This is a genomic window from Streptomyces sp. PA03-5A (genome assembly GCF_033792725.1).
In the GTDB taxonomy this organism is placed as follows: Bacteria; Actinomycetota; Actinomycetes; order Streptomycetales; family Streptomycetaceae; genus Actinacidiphila.
In genome coordinates this window covers 17,797-35,810 of the sequence record NZ_JARAVL010000011.1, presented here as the reverse complement: position 1 = coordinate 35,810, position 18,014 = coordinate 17,797, and the positions used below count along the sequence as shown (strand labels likewise).

The following is an 18,014-nucleotide window of genomic DNA, read 5'->3' as shown; positions in this document are numbered from 1 at the left end:
ACGCATCGTCAGCACCGGACGCGACCGGGGCAACGCCTCTGTTTTCAGTCACAGTTGTGCCCTTCTTCCCGCCTGCCCCACGCGGCGAGAGGCCGGGGAGCAGGGAGTGTCGGGCCTACCCGCTGTGTGGCCCGGGATATCTGCACGAGCACCGCATCGCACCCCGGAGGGGATTCTTCTCCGCCTTGCGGCCCCGAATTGATCCCACGGGCAGGCGCACGGCTTGGATTTCCTCCCTGCACGACCTCGCACCATTTCCTCGTGAAGTCTCCACGGAAGCGAAAGCGCAGGTATCTCGGTGTCCTCGAACAAGTCCCCGCTTGACCACATGCGCACCGTCGTCACTCTTTACGACCGCCTCGGCGACGACCCTCAGGCACAGGAGACCCTCCTCCGGATCATGGGCGGCATCGACCACGACATGGTCGCCGCCTACCGGGAGGTCCTCCGCGACACGGACGCCCTCAAGCACTCGCGCCGCCCAGTCCGGAACCCGAACGGTCGCCAGCTCGTCACCACCGTCACGTTGACCGTGCAGCTCGCCTGCTGACGGCAGTCACGCTCGCTTCTTCCTTCCCACCCCGTCGTCCTGAAGTGGAATCATTCGTGGCCGATCCGCAGTCCCCCGTGATCCGCACCGTCGTCGAGCAGTCCCTTCGCGTCCTGGAGACCTACCGCGTCGACCCGGGCCTGATCCCCGAGCACGCCAACGGCGAACGCCGCATCACCCAGGGCGGTTACGGCGACCGCCAGCTCTTCGAGTTGGTCCAGAACGCGGCCGACGAGATCCGCGGCGAGCCCGGCGGCCGGGTCCACGTCGTTCTCACCGATACCCACCTGTACTGCGCAAACGAGGGAAACCCCGTGACCCCCGAGGGCGCGGAGACGATCCTGCGCATGAGCATGTCCCGCAAGCGCGGCGGGCAGATCGGTCGTTTCGGCGTGGGCGTCAAGTCGGTCCTCGTGGTGACCGACACTCCCGAGTTCTTCAGCGGCCAGGGCAGCTTCGGCTTTGATCGTGCCTGGTCGTACGAGCAGATCCGCAACGTGCCCGGCGTCCGCGAGCGGCACGGTGAGGACTTCGAGGCGCCCGTGCTGCGCATGGCCCGCGAGCTGGACATGGCGACCGAACGCCTCCGCGACCAGGTGCTGGACGAACTCCTGAAGTGGGCGACCACCGTGGTCCGTCTGCCGTTGTTGCCCGGCGCGGCCGAGCGGCTCGGCAAGGACATGCACGGGCACCAGGGCACGGCCAGCCACGAGAACCGTGAGGAGTTCCCCTCCGGGTTCCACCTCTTCTCTCCGCACGTGGGCCAGGTGGTCCTGGAGGATCGCCGACCTCGCCCGATCGCCCGTCGTGCCCTGCGGGCCGAGCGGGACGGCAGCCTGCGGACGGTTCACGAGGAGCGCGTCGGCAGACCGCCGGCCACCTCGCAGTGGCGGGTCTTCACCCACACGCACGAGCCGACCACGGCCGCCCGCCGCGATGCCGGCGAGTTGCACGACCGCGTGTCCATCGATGTCGCCTGGGCCGTGCCGGGCTACCGCGCGGACGAGAAGTCCGGCCTGCTCAGCGCCGCCGACGCTCGTGGCCGAGGCAGGTTCTGGTCCTTCTTCCCGACGAAGTACGAGATGACCCTCAGCGGCATCCTGAACGGCGCCTGGAAGACCAATGAGGACCGGCAGAACCTGCTGGACTCCTCGCCCTTCAACGTCGAGATGATCCAGGTGGCGGCCCGTCTGGTGGTCGAGTCGCTGCCCGAACTCGCCCCCGCCCAGGACCCCGGCGCGTACCTTCCGCTGCTGCCCGGTCGTACCAGGGGCGCGGAGGTCATCAGTTGGGCGGACCGCCTGCTCACCGAGCAGATCTGGGCCGCCACCGCGGCGCGTCCGTCGCTGCCGGACCAGGACGGAGTCCTGCGCATCCCGCGTGAGTTGAGGATCCATCCCGACTTGGGCCGTGACGGCACCTCGCAGCTGCGGTGGCTGCGGACCTGGCACTCCTACGCCGGACGGCCCCGTGACTGGGTGCACCCTTCGGTCGAGGCCACGGACCTGCGGTCCGGCAAAATCCAGCACATCCTGGGAGCGGCCGGGCGGCAGCGGGCATCGGTCGTGGAGTGGTTGGAGGCGCTGGTCGCCGACGGCTCGGCGAAGGCTTCGGAGACCGCGATCAGGATCGTCGCCGACATGATCGAGTCCAAGGCCTCCTGCGCCGCCGAGGCGCGCAAGGCGGCGATCGTGCTCACCGAGGAGCACGGCATGGTCGCCCCCGTCGGCGGTCTGGTGTACCGGCGGGCCGAGGAGGACGGTCTGCGGGAGTCGCTGGTCTACGTGGACCGCGCTCTGTCCGACGATCCGTCACTTACCTCCGCCCTCACAACCCTCGGCATCCAGGAGGCCGACGTCCGGGGACGCTTCGTCAGCATTCTCGACCAGGGCTTCGCCTCGTACGGCCCGCACGAGTGGAATCGCTTCTGGGAGCTGTTCCACCGGGCGGGCGCCACCGCGGTGGGCCACGAGGTGACCAAGCGGGTACCGACGCCGATGGACACCCTGATGGTGCGGACGGCGGACGGCCGTTTCCACGCGATGCGCGACTGCTTCCTGCCCGGCGTCGTCGTCACCGCCGAGAGCGACCCCGAGATCGCGGTGGACATGCGGTTCCACTCCGATGACGTGGCCTTCTTCCGCGAGTCGGGTTTGCGGGACCGCCCGACCTCCGGCCACAAGCCCGAGGCCGAGACATGGTTCGAGGAGTACCGGGAGGCCGTGCACGCGGCGTACTGCAGCACGCTTGACAACCGGGCGAGCCGGCCGACCCTCGCCAAGACCAGGATCGAGGGGGCTCCCATCGGCGGACCGCTCCACCTGCTGCCCCGCCTCTCGGACCAGGCGCGCGCCGCCTTCCTCCAGGCGCTGCCCGAGGACGCCTTGATCGAGAACTGGACGCTGCAGATCGGCGCGCAGGCCGGCACGCGCCGGACGGCTCAGTCCCCGATCCGTTGGATGCTCGTCCGACACGGTCGGGTCACGACCTCGCAGGGACTCAAGTCCCCCAAGGACGCCGTTGGCCCGCAGCTCGACGCGTACCGCGACGTGTTGCCGGTGGCGTCGATCAGCCAGGAGAAGGCTCGCAAGCTGGGACTCGCGGACAGCGTGGAGAAGGTCCGTCCTCAGCAGTGGGAACAGCTTTTGGAGAAGTTGCAGGAGAGCGAGGACGACGCGTTCGTCGGCTCCACCTATGCCTTGCTGACCCGCCTGGGTATCGATTTCCCCGAGGGCTCCCTGACCCGGTGCCGGATCGGTGACGCCTGGGACGCGCGGGAGGACGGCGAGATCGCCGTCGCCGCGAACCGGGACGAGTACCGGTCGCTGAGGGCGGAGCGTGTGCCGGCGCTGCTGATGCCGGACCAGGAGTCCGCCGACCTGATGGTCGACCAGTGGGGCATGCTGCGCCACGACGACGTCGTCAGCCGCGAGACCCGCCACGAGGCGACCGTGGAGGCGATCCCCCTGTCCGAGGAGTTCCCGACGCTTCGCCAGAGGATGGGCGCCTCCGTCGGCATGTACTCCTTGCTGCGCTGCTCCACTTTGGAAGAGGTCGTCCGCACTCCGCGAGGCGCGCGCGCGAAGTCCCTGCAGAGCGCCCGCCACGGCAACGTGATCAAGGTGCTGGACTCGCTGGACCGGTTCGACGCGCTTCGTGCTGTGGATCGTGAGCTGGGGCTGCGGATGGGCGAGGCCGGTTGCCGCGCGGTACTGGACGCCCAGGCCCGTCAGGAGCAGGACGAGAAGGTGCGTTCCGCGCTGAAGGCGATCCGCGAGGCCGAGGACGTGACCGCCAAGCTGGAATTGCTGATCGGCGCCGAGGCCCTGCGTGACCGGCTTCCCGCCGGGCTGATGGACGCCGAGCGACAGGAGTTGGACGGGCAGGAGCCCACCGGGCGGCGCGTCGCGCAGATGGCTTTCAACGCGCACGGCGACACCGTGCTCAAGACCCACGCCCGCGACATTCAGGAGCGCTTCCCGAGCGCTCCGTCGTCGTACACCGGCGGCTCGGCGGCCGTTTCCTTCGTCGCGGACCTCGGCCTGCCCGCGCCTTTCGCCGGCTACCGGGCCCCGAGCCTCGAACAGAGCCTGACGGTGGACGGTCCTCGCGATTTCCCGCGTCTCCACGACTACCAGGAGCGACTCGCTCTCAACATCTTCGAGATGCTGGACCGGCTGGCACCGCAGCGCGCCATGCTGTCGCTGCCCACCGGCGCGGGCAAGACGCGCGTCACCTCCGAGGCCGTCATCCGCTGGGTGAAGCAGACCGGTGACCTCAAGGGGCCGATCCTGTGGATCGCCCAGACCGAGGAACTGTGCGAGCAGGCCGTGCAGAGCTGGCAGTTCGTCTGGAGCAAGGCCGGCGCTCAGACCCGACTGACGATCAACAGACTGTGGACATCGAACGAGGCGGCCCCGGTCGTCGACGGGCCGCAACTCGTCGTGGCCACGGATGCCAAGCTCCAGGTGTGCCTGGGCACCGACCGGTACGCCTGGCTGCGTGAGGCCGCGCTCGTCGTGGTCGATGAGGCACACGTGGCGACCAGCCCGCGTTACACCGAGATCCTTAGCCTGCTCGGCCTGACCCAGCACCGGACCGAGCGGCACCTGCTCGGCCTCACCGCCACGCCGTTCCGCGGCCACAACGAGGAGGAGACCGGCCGTTTGGTCAACCGGTTCGGGGCGCGCCGGCTGGACGAGGGCGTCTTCCCCTCCGACGACGCGTACGGCCACCTCCAGGACCTGGGAGTGCTGGCGCAGGTCGAACACCGGGAGCTGACGGGTGGCACCATCGAGCTGTCCCGCCAGGAGCGCGAGAGCGCCGAGCAGTTCAGCCTGCTTTCCAAGGCCGCCGAGCAGCGACTGGCCGACGACCACGACCGCAGCCGTCGCATCGTCGAGGAGGTCGCGGCGATGCCGCAGGACTGGCCGGTGCTGGTGTTCGCCACCTCGGTGGAGCATGCCAAGTACCTGGCGGCCCGGTTGAAGGACCACGGCATCTCCGCGTCCTCGGTGGACTCCACCACCTCCGACAGCGACCGGCGGGCGCGGGTCCGAGAGTTCCGTGACGGCAGGGTGCGCGTGCTCACCAACTATGGCGTCCTCACCCAGGGATTCGACGCCCCCGCCACCCGCGCGGTGGTCGTCGCCCGGCCCGTCTACAGCCCGAACGTTTACCAGCAGATGATCGGACGCGGTCTGCGAGGTCCCCGCAACGGCGGCAAGGACACCTGCCTGATCCTGAATGTCCGGGACAACATCCGAAACTTCGACACGGCTCTCGCCTTCACCAAGTTCGAGCACTTGTGGAGCAAGAAATGACCCTCTCTCCCGAGGACGGCCCCGACCTCACAGCGGAGCAGCAGGCCGTCGTGGACCAGCCCTGGGACACCCGTCTGTTGGTCACCGCCGGGGCGGGTGCGGGCAAGACCCACACTCTGGTGCGTCGCATGGACGCGCTCGTCGGCCACGTCGACCCGGAAGAGGCTCTCGAGGCCTCCGGACTCTTGGTCCTCAGTTTCTCCCGAGCCGCGGTCCGCGAGTTGCGGGATCGGATCGCCCGGCACGGCGAGCACGCCCGGCGGGTGCGCGTGCAGACCTTCGACTCCTGGGCGTACTCCCTGCTGATGCAGGCGTACCCGGAGGGGCAGTGGTCGGCGCTTTCCTTCGACGAGCGCATCCGGGCGGCCACCGAGGCGATCGACAAGGGAGCTCTGGAGTCCCTGGAGGCAGGCCCGCCCGCGCATGTGATCGTCGACGAGGTACAGGATCTGGTCGGTGCGCGTCGGGAGATGGTGGAGTCGCTGCTCGACCGGCTCCAGGATACGTGCGGGTTCACGCTGGTCGGCGACTCCGCCCAGGCGATCTACGACTTCCAGATCGAGGACCCGGAGGAGTACGCGGACCGGGCGGACCTCTTTCTGCGCTGGGTACGCGCTTCCTACCCCGACGACCTGGTGGAGCTGCGACTGACGCGGAACTTCCGCGCTGTCACACCCGAAGCGCGCACCGCGCTCCCGCTCGGCCCGGCCGTGCAGGGCATGGGAAGCGCCCCCGAGGGCGCCGACGCGGCTGCCGAGCGGCTCCACGGAGAGCTGCGCGGTCTGCTGTTCGACCTCCCCGACCTCGGCCCGCTGACCGAGGCGTTCACCCTGGACTCGCTGCGGTCGTTCCCCGGCAGCTGCGCGATCCTTACCCGCGACAATCGAGAGGCCCTGGTCGTCTCGGAGCTGTTGCACTCCCAGGGCGTCCCGCATGCCCTGCGGCGTTCGCTGCAGGACCGGCCGGTGCCGTACTGGGCCGCTGAACTGCTGCGCAGCACAGAGGCCGCCACGCTCAGCGAGGGGCGGTTGCGTGAGCTGCTCGGCGCCATGTCCCTGCCCGAGGGCACCGACACGGACCGGGTATGGCGGGCCCTGCGGGTGGCGGCGCGCGGATCCAGTCGCGGCACGCTCGACGTGACGCGCCTGCGCAGACTGGTGGCGGAGCGCCGCTTCCCGGACGAGCTGGCCGACCCGGAGCCTGCTCGACTGGTCGTTTCGACGGTGCACCGCTCCAAGGGCCTGGAGTTCGACAGGGTGGTGCTGCTCGCCCCGCCGACCGTGGCCGAGCTGCGGCGTCGCAACGACGAACTCGACGTGCCCGGCGAGGCCCGCGCGCTCTACGTCGCGATGACCAGAGCGCGAGAGGATCTGTATCGGGTCGCCGCACCGGACACGGTGACGGTGCTGAGGCACAAGCCGACCGGCCGCTGGTACCGCGGGGTGCCGAACGCGCGCCACAAGTGGCGGCGGGACGGCGTCGAGGTGCGGGCCGGCGACGTGTGCGCGCTCGCACCGGCCGATGCCTTGAACGACGCTTCCGGCACTCAGTCGTACCTGCTGGAACAGGTGCGGCCGGGGGACGCGGTGACGTTCCGGCTGCGCGACACCCTTCCCATGGGTCCAGAGCAGAGTCCCCGATACGCGCTGCTCCACGCGGGGCGGGAGGTCGGCGACGCCTCCGAGGCCTTCAGGAGCGATCTGTACTCCGTGCTGAAGGTCGGCACGAACTGGGAGATCCGGTGGCCCGAGGAGATCTCCGGCCTGCGGATCGACTGCCTGGAGTCCGTCGCAGGCAGCACAGCCGCCGGGGCCAACTCGGGTCTGGGCGACCATGGGGTGTGGATCGCCCCGCGTATCAGTGGAATCGGACGGTTCAGGCGGTCCGTCGGGACCGAGGAGGAGCAGGAATGACCATCCACGCTGGGCGGCACGCCGCGCACTACGAGGTCCGTGAGGACCTGGTAGCCCGCCTTCGCCGGGAGCTCTCGGGCCCCGACGTCCACTCCTCAGCCGAGGACCGAGTCGAGGTGCTCGACCAGGACGCCCCCATCACCCGCTACCCCATCGGCGTGCTCTTCCCGCGCCCGGCGGACGCCGAGGCCGACCTTCGTCTGCGGGAGGACGCCGCCGAGGAGGAGGGACTGGACGAGGAGCCCGTGACCGGGTCGGACAGCCTCGACGAGTCCGGGTCGGCCGCCGAGCGTCCCAATGCCGGTGATCGGCGCCCGTCCACGGTCGGCCTGACCTTCGCCGTCGACCGCACGGTGTGCCGGGAGATCGTGGTCTCGGCACGTGCCGCCGTGTACGAGCCGGAGGACATCGCGGGGCGCAAGGTCTCGGCCCGCCGCAGCGAAGCCCGTACCACCTCCGATCAGCGGGAACGCTGGCGTCGAGTGGAGCTGGACCTACCCGACACCACGGTCGACGTGACGTATCCGGGGCGCGGTGCCTCGCGCGATCTGATCGACGGCACGGCCCGCCTTGAGGTGCATGTGCGCCGTCCGTCCCGGGAGACCGACACGGTCACTGTCACGGTCACCCTGATGAACATCCAGAAGGTGGGCGAGAAGGAACTCCAGGATGCCTTCGCGCTGTTCCAGACGGGGTTGACGGTCCGTGCCGCCGACGGGGCGAGCGCGTTCGTGGAGCGACCGACCGCGCTGTCCGCCGTCGACGCCGAGCTCGAGACCGGCCGACTGCTGCACCGGCACGCGCCGACCTTCGCCACTGGCCACGGCTGCGCCGCGGTGTGGGCTTGGAATCCGTCGCCGGTCGGTGTCGCCGACATAGAGCGTGCCGCGGTGGCCGAGGTCCGCACCGAGTTCATCCCGACGCACGAGGTGCTGCTCACCGACTCCAACCCGGAGATCGACGACCGCGCACTCACGATGCTGGGTCTGGCCCAGGCCTCCGACGCCGAGGTAATCGCTGCCCTGGAGGGGTTGGCGGGGGGTTACGAGGGATGGATCGGACGGAAGCGGGCCGAGGCCGCCGCTCTCGCCGGCACCTCCTATGAGAAGGCCGCGTCGGCGCAGATCGACTCCTGCCGGGAAGCCCTGGACCGGATGCGCGAAGGTATCGACCTGCTGCGTGGCAAGTCCGACCTGATGGCGGCGTTCCGGCGGGCCAACCGGGCGATGGCGACCCAGCGTGCCCGCAGCGCCTGGGTGAAGGGTGGCCGCATGGGCGAGCCGGACCTGGCCTCCGCGCGCTGGCGTCCCTTCCAGATCGCCTTCGTGCTGCTGTGTCTGGCCGGTGTGGATGACCCGAAGCACCGTGATCGGGGCGTCTCGGACCTTCTCTGGTTCCCCACCGGCGGTGGCAAGACCGAGGCCTACCTGGGCCTGATCGCGCTGACGACGTTCCTGCGCCGTATGCGGCGTGGCGCGACGGGCGGTGGAGTCACGGTCCTCATGCGTTACACGCTTCGCCTGCTCACCCTCCAGCAGTTCGAACGCGCCGCGATCCTCATCTGCGCCATGGAGCAGATGCGGCGCGACAACCCGGCCGAACTGGGCCACGAGGAGATCTCCCTCGGCATGTGGGTTGGCCGCTCCGCGACCCCGAACACCCTGAAGAGTGCCTCGGAGCAGCTTGTGGCGGCCCGTTCCGGCAAGGTGCTCCAGAAGGAGAACCCGGTTCAACTGCACGCCTGCCCCTGGTGCGGAACCGCTCTCGACGCCCACAACTACTCGGTCGACGAGGAAGCCGGCCGCATGCACGTGCGCTGTCCCGGAACGGACTGCGCCTTCTCCGGCGGGCTGCCCGTGCACCTGGTGGACGAGACGGTGTACGGGGCCCGGCCCACTCTGGTGATCGCCACCGTCGACAAGTTCGCCTCGATGCCCTGGCGCGCGCAGACCGCGGCCCTGTTCAACCGGGACCGGCAGGATGCCACCCCGCCCCCCGAGCTGATCGTTCAGGACGAGCTGCACCTGATCTCGGGCCCGTTGGGCACCCTCACCGGTCTGTACGAAACGGCCGTCGACGTGCTCGCCGACCGCCCCAAGGTGATCGCCTCGACCGCCACCATCCGGCGTGCCGCCGACCAGGGCAAGGCCCTGTTCTCCCGCGAGGTGCGCCAGTTCCCGCCGGCCGGACTGGACTCCCGGGACTCCTGGTTCGCCGTGGAGACGCCCGCCCGAGACAAGGCGTCCCGCCGCTACGTGGGTCTGCTCGCCCCCGGGACCAGCCAGTCCACGCTGCTGATCCGCACCTATGCCACCCTGCTCCACCAGGCGAAGCGGGCGGAGACACCGCAGGAGGTCCGCGACGCCTACTGGACGTTGGTGGGCTACTTCAACAGCCTGCGCCTGCTGTCCGCCGCCGAACTCCAGGTTCATGACGACGTGGTGGCGTACCTGGAGCACCTGGCCGAGCGCGACGGCTGCGAGCCCCGTTCCGTCGGCAACTACTCCGAGTTGACCAGTCGGGTGGACGCCAGCGAGATCCCGGCACGCCTGAAGCAGATCGAGCGACGACTTCCGGGCGGCGACGTCGTGGACGTGCTCCTGGCCACCAACATGATCGCCGTCGGCGTGGACGTGGACCGGCTCGGCCTGATGGCCGTGATGGGCCAGCCGCAGACCACCGCCGAGTACATCCAGGCCACCAGCCGTGTGGGCCGCGCTCACCCCGGTCTGGTCGCGGTGATGCTCAACGCGGGGCGCTCCCGAGACCGGTCCCACTACGAGAACTTCCAGCACTTCCACTCCGCTCTCTACCGCGAGGTCGAATCCACCTCGGTGACCCCGTTCTCCGCCCGCGCCCGCGACCGCGGCCTGCACGCGGTGATCGTCGCCCTCGCCCGCATCCTCATCCCGGCCGCGCGCAAGGACGAGGACGCCGGGAACATCGACCTCTTCCGGGACGAACTCCGCAACCGGGTCCGTCCGCGCGTCCTCGAACGTGTCGAGGCCGTCGCCGCCGAGGAACTGCTCCACGTGGCCACCGCCTTCGACGAGTTCGTCGACTGGTGGTACGAGCAGGCAGAGTCGCTCGGTGGCCTGCACTACGAGCCGAAGCGCGGACGCCGCGTCCCTTCGTTGCTCAAGGCCTACGACGACGCCCTGGAAGACGCCGAGGCGTGGGAGACCTTGTGGTCCCTTCGCGACGTCGACGCCGAGTCCGCACTGTTCATGGAGGCATCCCGATGACCCCGCCATCTTCACGTCGCCGGCGCGGCGCCGACGGCTCCCCCGTACCGGCCCGCACCCTGCCCCGCCGTGGCGCGGTTCGACGCGCCCAGGCCATCACCACCTACGGCGTGGGATCTCTGATCGCCGTGGAACAGGAGTCGTTCATCGTTGCCGGCATCGACGGAGCCGACCGGTACTGGCCCCGTGCCGAGGCTCCGGAGATCCACGAGCCGCGCCTCGCGCGAGTACTGGGCGTCGACCACTTCCGTCTCCCGCCCGCCTCCGATGACGACAGTCGCGACGGTGTCCGGGTGCGCCGCTTCCCGCTGTGGCACCACTGCCCGGAATGCCACGCGCTCGACCACGTACGAAAGTTCAACTCCCCGCCGGGGCGGAACGAGTGCGGCGAGTGCTCCGAGGGGTTGGTGCCCTCCCGCTTCGTGGTGGCCTGCGAAGACGGGCACCTCGCCGACTTCCCTTACTGGAAGTGGCTGCACCGCGGCCGACGTGGCGAGGGCGAGGCCGGGTTCTGCGGCGGCCGTATGAGCCTGAACTCCTCTGGTCGCAGTTCCTCGCTCCGTTCCGTCGTGCTTTCCTGCTCCTGTGGGGTGCCCGAGGTGTCCATGGAAGGATCCTTCAGGCGTGGTGCCCTGAAGGACCTGAACATCCGCTGCGAGGGCAAGCGCCCGTGGTTGAAGGACGCGCGCGACATCCCCTGCTCCCAACCTCCTCGGACCCTTCAGCGCGGTTCGTCCTCGGTGTGGCAGCCGGTTCTCCGCTCCGCGCTGTCGATCCCGCCGTGGAGCGACACGCGCGTACACGCCCTGGACGAGCACTGGGCGGCCCTGCGCGCGTATTCCACCGCCGCCGAGATCGAGATCTACCTCAAGGGTGTCTTCAAGGGGGCCCCGTCCCCGGTGAGCGCCGAGAAGGTCATGGAGTTGCTCGCCGCCATGGAGGCCGAGGACCCCACCGGCGAGGACGGTTCCGACGTGGATCAGGAGAGGCGCTACCGCGCCCTGCGCGACCTCGAGTACGAGCGTCTGTGCGCGGGCAACCCGGAGGGCGCCGACTCCCACTCCGAGCAGTTCGTCTGCGAGCGGCCCGTCGGCGACGAGAGGGCGCTGGTCGGCATGGGCGTGGTCAGGCCGATGCTGGTGAAGAAGCTCCGTGAGGTTCGCGCCCTGAAGGCCTTCACCAGGGTCATCGATCCCGAGACCTCTTCGGAGGGGCACGAGGCGGATCTCTCCCTTGACCCCACCCGCTGGCTGCCCGCCATGGAGGTCAAGGGTGAGGGGGTCTTCCTCCGGCTCGACGAGGACAGGCTCGACGCATGGGCCGAGATGCCCGCCGTCGCGGCCCGTGTGGATCGGATGCGTCTCCGCCACCAGCGGGTCCTCGTGGAGCGGGCGTCCGACCCCACCCGTGTCCCGCTCTCGCCCGCCACCGCGCGCATGGCCCTGCTGCACGTCCTCGGGCACGTGATGATCAACGAGTGGAGCCTGGACTCGGGCTATCCCTCCGCCTCGCTGCGAGAACGCATCTACTCGGGCGACGAGATGGCGGGTGTGTTGATCTACACGGCCACCAGCGACTCGGCCGGCAGCCTCGGCGGCCTGGTGGCCCAAGGCGAACCCGACCGCCTCGCCAAGGCCCTGCGGTCGGCGGTCCACCGGGCCGAGTGGTGTTCCAACGACCCCCTGTGCCTCGAGAGCGGTGCTTCCGGTGCGGGCGGAACCAACCTGGCTGCCTGCCATGCCTGCGTGATGCTCCCGGAGACCAGCTGTGAGCACAACAACGGCCTTCTCGACAGGGCTCTTCTCGTGGGTACGCCGGAGGACCCGTCCATCGGTTTCTTCTCCCATCTGCTCACCCCGTGAGTGCCACGCGATGAGAACGAGGCGGGAGGCGTCGGTCGCCCTCCCGCCACGGGGGTGCCACCATGTGCCGGTCTCGGCTCAGGAGCCGTCGTGATCCAGCGCGACCGTCCCGTCGGCGCGCCACGGGAGATCGAGTGTGGTGGTGAGGATATGGGGGCAAGCAGCGGCGGGACGGCATTGCCGATCAGTGCCCCAACGCGGCTCTGACGGCCCGCCCGAGGACGCGTCCCACCGGTGGTGGCGAGGCATGTCCCACCTGTCGGTAGCGGGCCGTCTTGCGGCCGGCGAAGGACCATTCGCGAGGGAAGCCCTGCAGCAGCGCCGCCTGTTCGACGGTGAGCGCCGGCATCCCCTTGATGCCGCCCGAAGGGTCCCAAGGAAATTCGGGTCCCGGCACTTCGTCGGCGACGGTACCGCCGTTCACGCCCATGCGAGCCCAGGAACGTTTCGATCCGGTCGGTCCGAGGTCGGCGCCACCGCGATTCCAGGAACCGCCGACCAGAGTCGGGGCCACCCTGTCCGCCTGCGCGGCCCAAGCGGCAGCGTGCTGCCAGCCTCGCGCGGCCATGGAGGCAGCCAGGGCCTCGCCCACGGTGATCGACGGTTTCGTGTCGGGCACCGGAATGACGAAGTCGTCGATGCCGTCCCCCTTGAAGGCCACCAGGATCCCCTGCCTCCGGTCCTGTGGCACACCGTGGTCCCTCGCGTTGAGGACGAACCAACGGTGCCGGTACCCGAGGTGTTCGAGCTCGTCGGCGACGTAAGTGCGGATCGGTTCGTACTCGGGTTTGGAAATCAGATCCGGGACGTTTTCGATCAGCAGGGCGCGCGGCTGAACACCGTACATGAGCATGATCGTCGCTTCGAGAAGGCGGATCTCCTCGGCACTGTCCTCGCGGCCTACCGCCGCGCTCGCCTTCACCCGGGGTAGGCCGGCCGCCAGGAGATCGACGTCGTACGTCTGCTGGTGCTCGACCGGATCGAAGTCCAGTAGGTCGGCGTCGAGCACCTTCCACCCTGGGCGGTTCAGACGCAGCGTCTCGCAGGCCACGGCACGGTTGTCCAGGAGGAGAACGGGGTCGAACCCGGCCTGCTCGAGGCCGAGAGCCAGGCCACCGGCGCCCGCGCACACGGCCAGACAGCCGAGACGTTCGAGGCGGGACTCTTCCATGATCACCGTTCGTGTTCGTCGGGAAACGCGACAGTGGGTGGGGGCCGGCGCTTCTTGCTTCCTGTGGGGGTCGGCGTGGCGCCGTGTGGCTAGCCGAGCCGGGGGATCTCGATCGCGGGGCAGCGGTCCATGACCATGAGCGGACCCGCGGCGCGGGTGCGCTCGTACGCGTCCTCGTCGATCACGCCGAGCTGGTACCAGACCGCCTTCGCGCCGATCGCGACGGCCTCGTCCGCGACGGCCCCGGCCAGGTCGGAGTTGACGAAGACGTCCACCACGTCGACCGGGAACGGGATGTCGGCCAGCGAGGCGTAACCCTGCTCACCGTGCACGGTCTCGGCCTTGGGGTGCACCGGCACCACGCGCTTGCCGTACCGCTGCAGCACCGCGGCGACGCCGTACGCCGCCCGCGAGGCGTTGTTGGACAGCCCCACCACGGCCCAGGTGTCCCCGAGGCCGGTCAGGATCTTCCGAACCGTCGCGTCGTCTCCGTACACGTCGTCCTCCCTCTATTCCGGTCCGCAGCAGTCAACCAGAGGACGCACCTGACTGTTCCCGTAGGGTGGCGGGGTGGTGGAGCGGTATCTGACGATCGGGCGCGAGCACGTCCACGAGAGCGAGATCAAGCGCTCGCGGTTCCTGTGCGCACTGGCGCCGGCCCCCAGTGAGGAGGCGGCGCAGCAGTTCATCGCCCGTGTCCGCAAGGAGCACGCCGGGGCGACCCACAACTGCTACGCGTACGTGATCGGCGCCGAGGGCCGGATCCACAAGGCGAGCGACGACGGCGAGCCGGGCGGCACCGCCGGGACCCCGATGCTGCAGGTGCTGCTGCGCCGCGAGGTCCGCGACGTCGTCGCCGTCGTCACCCGCTACTACGGCGGCATCCAGCTCGGCGCGGGCGGTCTGGTCCGCGCTTACGGGGGCGCCGTGTCGGCGGCGCTCGACGAGCTCGGCACGGTCGAGCGGCAGAAGCTCGCACTGGTCACCGTCGTCGCGGATCACCAGCGGGCCGGGCGCATCGAGAACGACCTGCGCGCCGCCGGCCGCACCGTACGAGGCGTCGCCTACGGCGCGGCGGAGGTGCGCATCGAGCTGGGCGTGCCGGAGGAGGAACTGGCGGCCTTCCGGAGCTGGCTCGCGGACGCCTCCGCCGGGACCGCGGGCGTCGAGGTGTCGGGCAGCGCCTTCGTGGACGTGTAGCGGGCCCGCCGGCAGGTCACTCGGCGTTGACGTAGGTGACCTTGCCCTTGACGGTGGCCTCGATGAAGCAGGTGCGGTAGTCGTCGACCCGGTAGTAGTACAGGGACGGCTTGTCGCTGATGATGTCGGGCTTGACGATCGCGTAGCTGAGGGTCGGGTGCTCGACCTTGCAGTCCTTGTCGGCGCGGCCCATCAGGGCCGGAAGCGCGTCCCAGCTGACGGTCCTGAGGTCGACGACGGTGTCGTCGGGATCGATGGTGCCCTTGCTGCCCCACTCCGACACCTCGCCGTCGCGGTACATGTAGCCGTCGTACACGCCGGTGTCCGACTTCTTGGGTGCCTTGAAGATCGCGTAGTCCTCGTAGACGGTCAGTTCGACCACCTTGGTGCCGCCCGAGACCGACTTCACGACGTCCGCCATCGAGCGGCCCCCGGCCACCGAGAGCAGCTTCTCGGGCGCCGCCGTGCTGGGGGCGCCGGGGCCGGAGGAGGGCGTGCCCTTCGGGGTCCCCGTGCCGCCGGCCTTCTCCTTCGCGTCGGCGTCCCCACCGTGGAGCCCCGGGACGAGGGTGTACAGCAGGACGCCCGCGACGCCCACGGCCACGACGGCGGTGGCGGCGGCCACGACCCGGCCGGCACGGCCGCCGGGCCGGGCCGCGGGGAGCGCGGTGGGGCGGGTCGGCGGCTGCGGGGGGTGGTACGGGTGGGGAGCCAACGGCGGGTACGAGGCCGGGGCGGGACCGAAACCGGGGGGCGCCGCGTCCATGGGCGCGGGAGCGGGCGGCGTGCCGCGCTCGACGTCGGAGAGCATCCGGTCGAGCCGGTCGGCATCGGGCCGGGCGGCGGCGTCCCGCACGAGCAGGGCGGTGAGCACGGGGGCGAGCGGCCCCGACCGCACCGGGGGCGGGAGGGGCTCGTCGAGGACGGCGACGAGCGTGGCGATGCTGGTCTCGCGGCGCAGCGGGTGGACGCCCTCCACCGCGACGTACAGCAGCATGCCGAGCGACCACAGGTCGGAGGCGGGGTTGCCCTCCTCGCCGCGGATGCGCTCGGGGGCGATGTACTCGGGCGAGCCGATGAGGCCGCCGGTGGTCGTCAGCCGTGTCGAGTCGCGGAGCGTGGCGATGCCGAAGTCGGTGAGCACCGGTGTCATGCCGGGCCGCAGCAGCACGTTCGCGGGCTTCACGTCGCGGTGGTGGACCCCGACCGCGTGCGCGGCGCGCAGCCCCGCGAGTACCCCGCGGCCGACCGCGGCCGCCTCCGGCGGGGTCAGCGGGCCGCGGGCCAGCCGGTCCTGCAGGGAGCCGCCGGTCACCAGCTCCATCACCAGCCACGGGTGCGGGAGGTCCGTCCTGTCCACGATGTGGTGGATCGTGGCGACATTGGGGTGGTGCACCCGGGCCAGCGCGCGGGCCTCGCGCAGCACGCGCTCCCGCAGTTTCGCCGCCGCCTCGGGGTCGGTCTCGGCCAAGTCCGGGTCGGGCGGCCGTACTTCCTTCAGGGCGACCTCGCGGTGCAGGGCGGTGTCGCGGGCCCGCCAGACCAGGCCCATGCCGCCGCCGCCCAGTCGTTCCAGCAGCTCGAAGCGGCCGTCGATCAGTCGTCTGCCGGAGTCGCTCGCCGTCATGGCGGTTATCGTACGGGCGGGCGGGAACACGGCTTGACCGACCTTGCCCGAATTCGGACTCCCGCGGCGCGCTGACAGTGGTGCCGGATAGCCTGCTCTCGGAGCCTACGGGACCGGTGGGGACACCGGGGCCCGTGCGGAGCATGCGGAACGTGAGCCGGAGGAACGGAACATGCGGGCGGGAGAGCCACGGTGAGGTTGCTGCACACCTCCGACTGGCATCTGGGGCGGTCCTTCCACCGGGTCGGACTGCTCGACGCCCAGGCGGCGTTCATCGACCACCTGGTGGCGACGGTGCGGGCGGAGGGCGTCGACGCCGTCCTCGTCGCCGGCGACGTCTACGACCGGGCGCTGCCCTCGCTGCCCGCCGTCGAGCTCTTCGACGACGCCCTGCACCGGCTCGCCGCCCTCGGCGTGCCCACGGTGATGATCTCCGGCAACCACGACTCGGCCCGCCGGCTCGGTGTGGCCTCCGGGCTCATCGACCGCGCCGGGATCCACCTGCGGACCGACCCGGCCGGGTGCGCGACGCCGGTCGTGCTCGCCGACGCGCACGGGCCGGTCGCCCTGTATGGGCTGCCCTACCTCGAACCGGCCCTGGTGCGCGAGGAGTTCACCCTCGACCGGGCCGGGCACACCGAGGTGCTGAGCGCCGCCATGGCGCGGGTCCGCGCGGACCTGGCCGCACGCCCCGCGGGCACCCGCTCGGTCGTGCTGGCGCACGCCTTCGTCGCGGGCGGCGCGCCCAGCGACAGCGAGCGGGACATCACCGTCGGCGGTGTGGCGGCCGTGCCCGCGGGCGTCTTCGACGGCGCCGACTACGTGGCCCTCGGCCATCTCCACGGCTGCCAGACGATCACCGACCGTGTCCGCTACTCCGGCTCCCCGCTGGCGTACTCCTTCTCCGAGGCCGACCACCGCAAGAGCATGTGGCTGGTCGACCTCGGCGCCGACGGCTCCGTGTCCGCCGAGCGGGTCGACTGCCCCGTGCCCCGGCCGCTCGCCCGGATTCGCGGCCACCTGGAGGAGCTGCTGGAGGACCCGGCGCACGAACGGCACGAGGACTCCTGGGTCGAGGCCACCCTCACCGACCCGCACCGCCCGCACGAGCCCATGGCCCGCCTGCGCAAACGCTTCCCCCACGCCCTCGCGCTGGCCTTCGAGCCCGAGCGCACGGACGCCGACCCCCACGCCTCGTACGCGCAGCGCCTGCGCGGCCGTACCGACCGGCAGATCGCCGAGGACTTCGTGACCCACGTGCGCGGCACCGGGCCCGACGCCGCGGAGCGGGGTGTCCTGCGGGACGCGTTCGACGCGGTCCGCAGCGATGCCGTACGGGCGGAGACCGACTGATGCGCCTGCACCGTCTGACCTTGACGGCCCTCGGGGCGTTCGCCGCCGGCCGGGCGGTCGGCGCTCGGTGGGGCGATCGGCCGTGCGGCGATCACGCCGCCGTCGTGCTCGGCTCCGCCGTGGGCGGTGGGCGGCCGGCGTCTGCCCGGCGCCGCGTGCGGCCGGGTACCGGGCCCGACGCCGCGGAGCGGGGTGTCCTGCGGGACGCGTTCGACGCGGTCCGCAGCGATGCCGTACGGGCGGAGACCGACTGATGCGCCTGCACCGTTC

General features: G+C 70.7%; 11 protein-coding genes. 8 read left to right on the top strand and 3 right to left on the bottom strand.

Annotated elements, in window-relative coordinates:
* Positions 1-298 precede the first annotated feature (298 nt).
* The 5 genes from PV410_RS15645 to drmB are packed head-to-tail and all read left to right on the top strand — an operon-like array spanning position 299 to position 12,393.
* On the top strand, positions 299-550 hold the full coding sequence (locus tag PV410_RS15645) for a hypothetical protein (protein WP_500324958.1): 252 nt from the start codon (positions 299-301) through the stop codon (positions 548-550).
* 56 nt (positions 551-606) lie between these two features.
* The gene (locus PV410_RS15640) at positions 607-5,373 is read left to right on the top strand and encodes a sacsin N-terminal ATP-binding-like domain-containing protein (RefSeq protein WP_500324956.1); all 4,767 of its coding nucleotides are present in this window, start codon (positions 607-609) and stop codon (positions 5,371-5,373) included.
* On the top strand, positions 5,370-7,286 hold the full coding sequence (locus PV410_RS15635) for a UvrD-helicase domain-containing protein (RefSeq protein ID WP_500324954.1): 1,917 nt from the start codon (positions 5,370-5,372) through the stop codon (positions 7,284-7,286). The genes PV410_RS15640 and PV410_RS15635 overlap by 4 nt, the downstream gene beginning before the upstream one ends.
* Positions 7,283-10,531, top strand: a complete 3,249-nt coding sequence (locus PV410_RS15630) for a helicase-related protein (RefSeq protein WP_500324952.1) — start codon at positions 7,283-7,285, stop codon at positions 10,529-10,531. The genes PV410_RS15635 and PV410_RS15630 overlap by 4 nt, the downstream gene beginning before the upstream one ends.
* Positions 10,528-12,393, top strand: coding sequence for a DrmB family protein (drmB, locus tag PV410_RS15625; RefSeq protein ID WP_500324950.1), 1,866 nt, complete (start codon positions 10,528-10,530; stop codon positions 12,391-12,393). The genes PV410_RS15630 and drmB overlap by 4 nt, the downstream gene beginning before the upstream one ends.
* 184 nt (positions 12,394-12,577) lie before the next feature.
* Here drmB and PV410_RS15620 read toward each other — a convergent pair whose 3' ends face one another.
* Both PV410_RS15620 and PV410_RS15615 read right to left on the bottom strand, forming a co-directional pair.
* Positions 12,578-13,564, bottom strand: a complete 987-nt coding sequence (locus PV410_RS15620) for a DNA cytosine methyltransferase (RefSeq protein ID WP_500325244.1) — start codon at positions 13,562-13,564, stop codon at positions 12,578-12,580.
* A gap of 89 nt (positions 13,565-13,653) precedes the next feature.
* Positions 13,654-14,061 carry a CoA-binding protein gene (locus PV410_RS15615; protein WP_499510422.1) on the bottom strand — a complete coding sequence of 136 codons (408 nt, stop codon included), beginning with the start codon at positions 14,059-14,061 and terminating at the stop codon, positions 13,654-13,656.
* A 73-nt stretch (positions 14,062-14,134) separates the two neighbouring features.
* On the opposite strand from PV410_RS15615, the gene PV410_RS15610 reads away from it, so the two are divergent.
* The gene (locus PV410_RS15610; RefSeq protein ID WP_500324949.1) at positions 14,135-14,764 is read left to right on the top strand and encodes a YigZ family protein; all 630 of its coding nucleotides are present in this window, start codon (positions 14,135-14,137) and stop codon (positions 14,762-14,764) included.
* A 16-nt stretch (positions 14,765-14,780) separates the two neighbouring features.
* Here PV410_RS15610 and PV410_RS15605 read toward each other — a convergent pair whose 3' ends face one another.
* On the bottom strand, positions 14,781-16,391 hold the full coding sequence (locus PV410_RS15605) for a serine/threonine-protein kinase (protein ID WP_500324947.1): 1,611 nt from the start codon (positions 16,389-16,391) through the stop codon (positions 14,781-14,783).
* Between the two features lie 192 nt (positions 16,392-16,583).
* Between PV410_RS15605 and PV410_RS15600 the strand changes: the two genes are divergently transcribed.
* Together PV410_RS15600 and PV410_RS15595 are read left to right on the top strand one after the other, a co-directional pair.
* On the top strand, positions 16,584-17,744 hold the full coding sequence (locus PV410_RS15600) for an exonuclease SbcCD subunit D (protein WP_500324945.1): 1,161 nt from the start codon (positions 16,584-16,586) through the stop codon (positions 17,742-17,744).
* Positions 17,744-17,998 (top strand): hypothetical protein, encoded by a 255-nt coding sequence (locus PV410_RS15595; RefSeq protein ID WP_500324943.1) that lies wholly within the window; start codon positions 17,744-17,746, stop codon positions 17,996-17,998. The genes PV410_RS15600 and PV410_RS15595 overlap by 1 nt, the downstream gene beginning before the upstream one ends.
* Positions 17,999-18,014: the final 16 nt, after the last annotated feature.

Coding starts and splice junctions, on each gene's coding strand:
- PV410_RS15635 (WP_500324954.1), top strand. CDS start 5,370: ATGACCCTCTCTCCCGAGGACGGCCCCGACCTCACAGCGGAGCAGCAG.
- PV410_RS15630 (WP_500324952.1), top strand. CDS start 7,283: ATGACCATCCACGCTGGGCGGCACGCCGCGCACTACGAGGTCCGTGAG.
- drmB (WP_500324950.1), top strand. CDS start 10,528: ATGACCCCGCCATCTTCACGTCGCCGGCGCGGCGCCGACGGCTCCCCC.
- PV410_RS15620 (WP_500325244.1), bottom strand. CDS start 13,564: ATGGAAGAGTCCCGCCTCGAACGTCTCGGCTGTCTGGCCGTGTGCGCG.
- PV410_RS15605 (WP_500324947.1), bottom strand. CDS start 16,391: ATGACGGCGAGCGACTCCGGCAGACGACTGATCGACGGCCGCTTCGAG.
- PV410_RS15595 (WP_500324943.1), top strand. CDS start 17,744: ATGCGCCTGCACCGTCTGACCTTGACGGCCCTCGGGGCGTTCGCCGCC.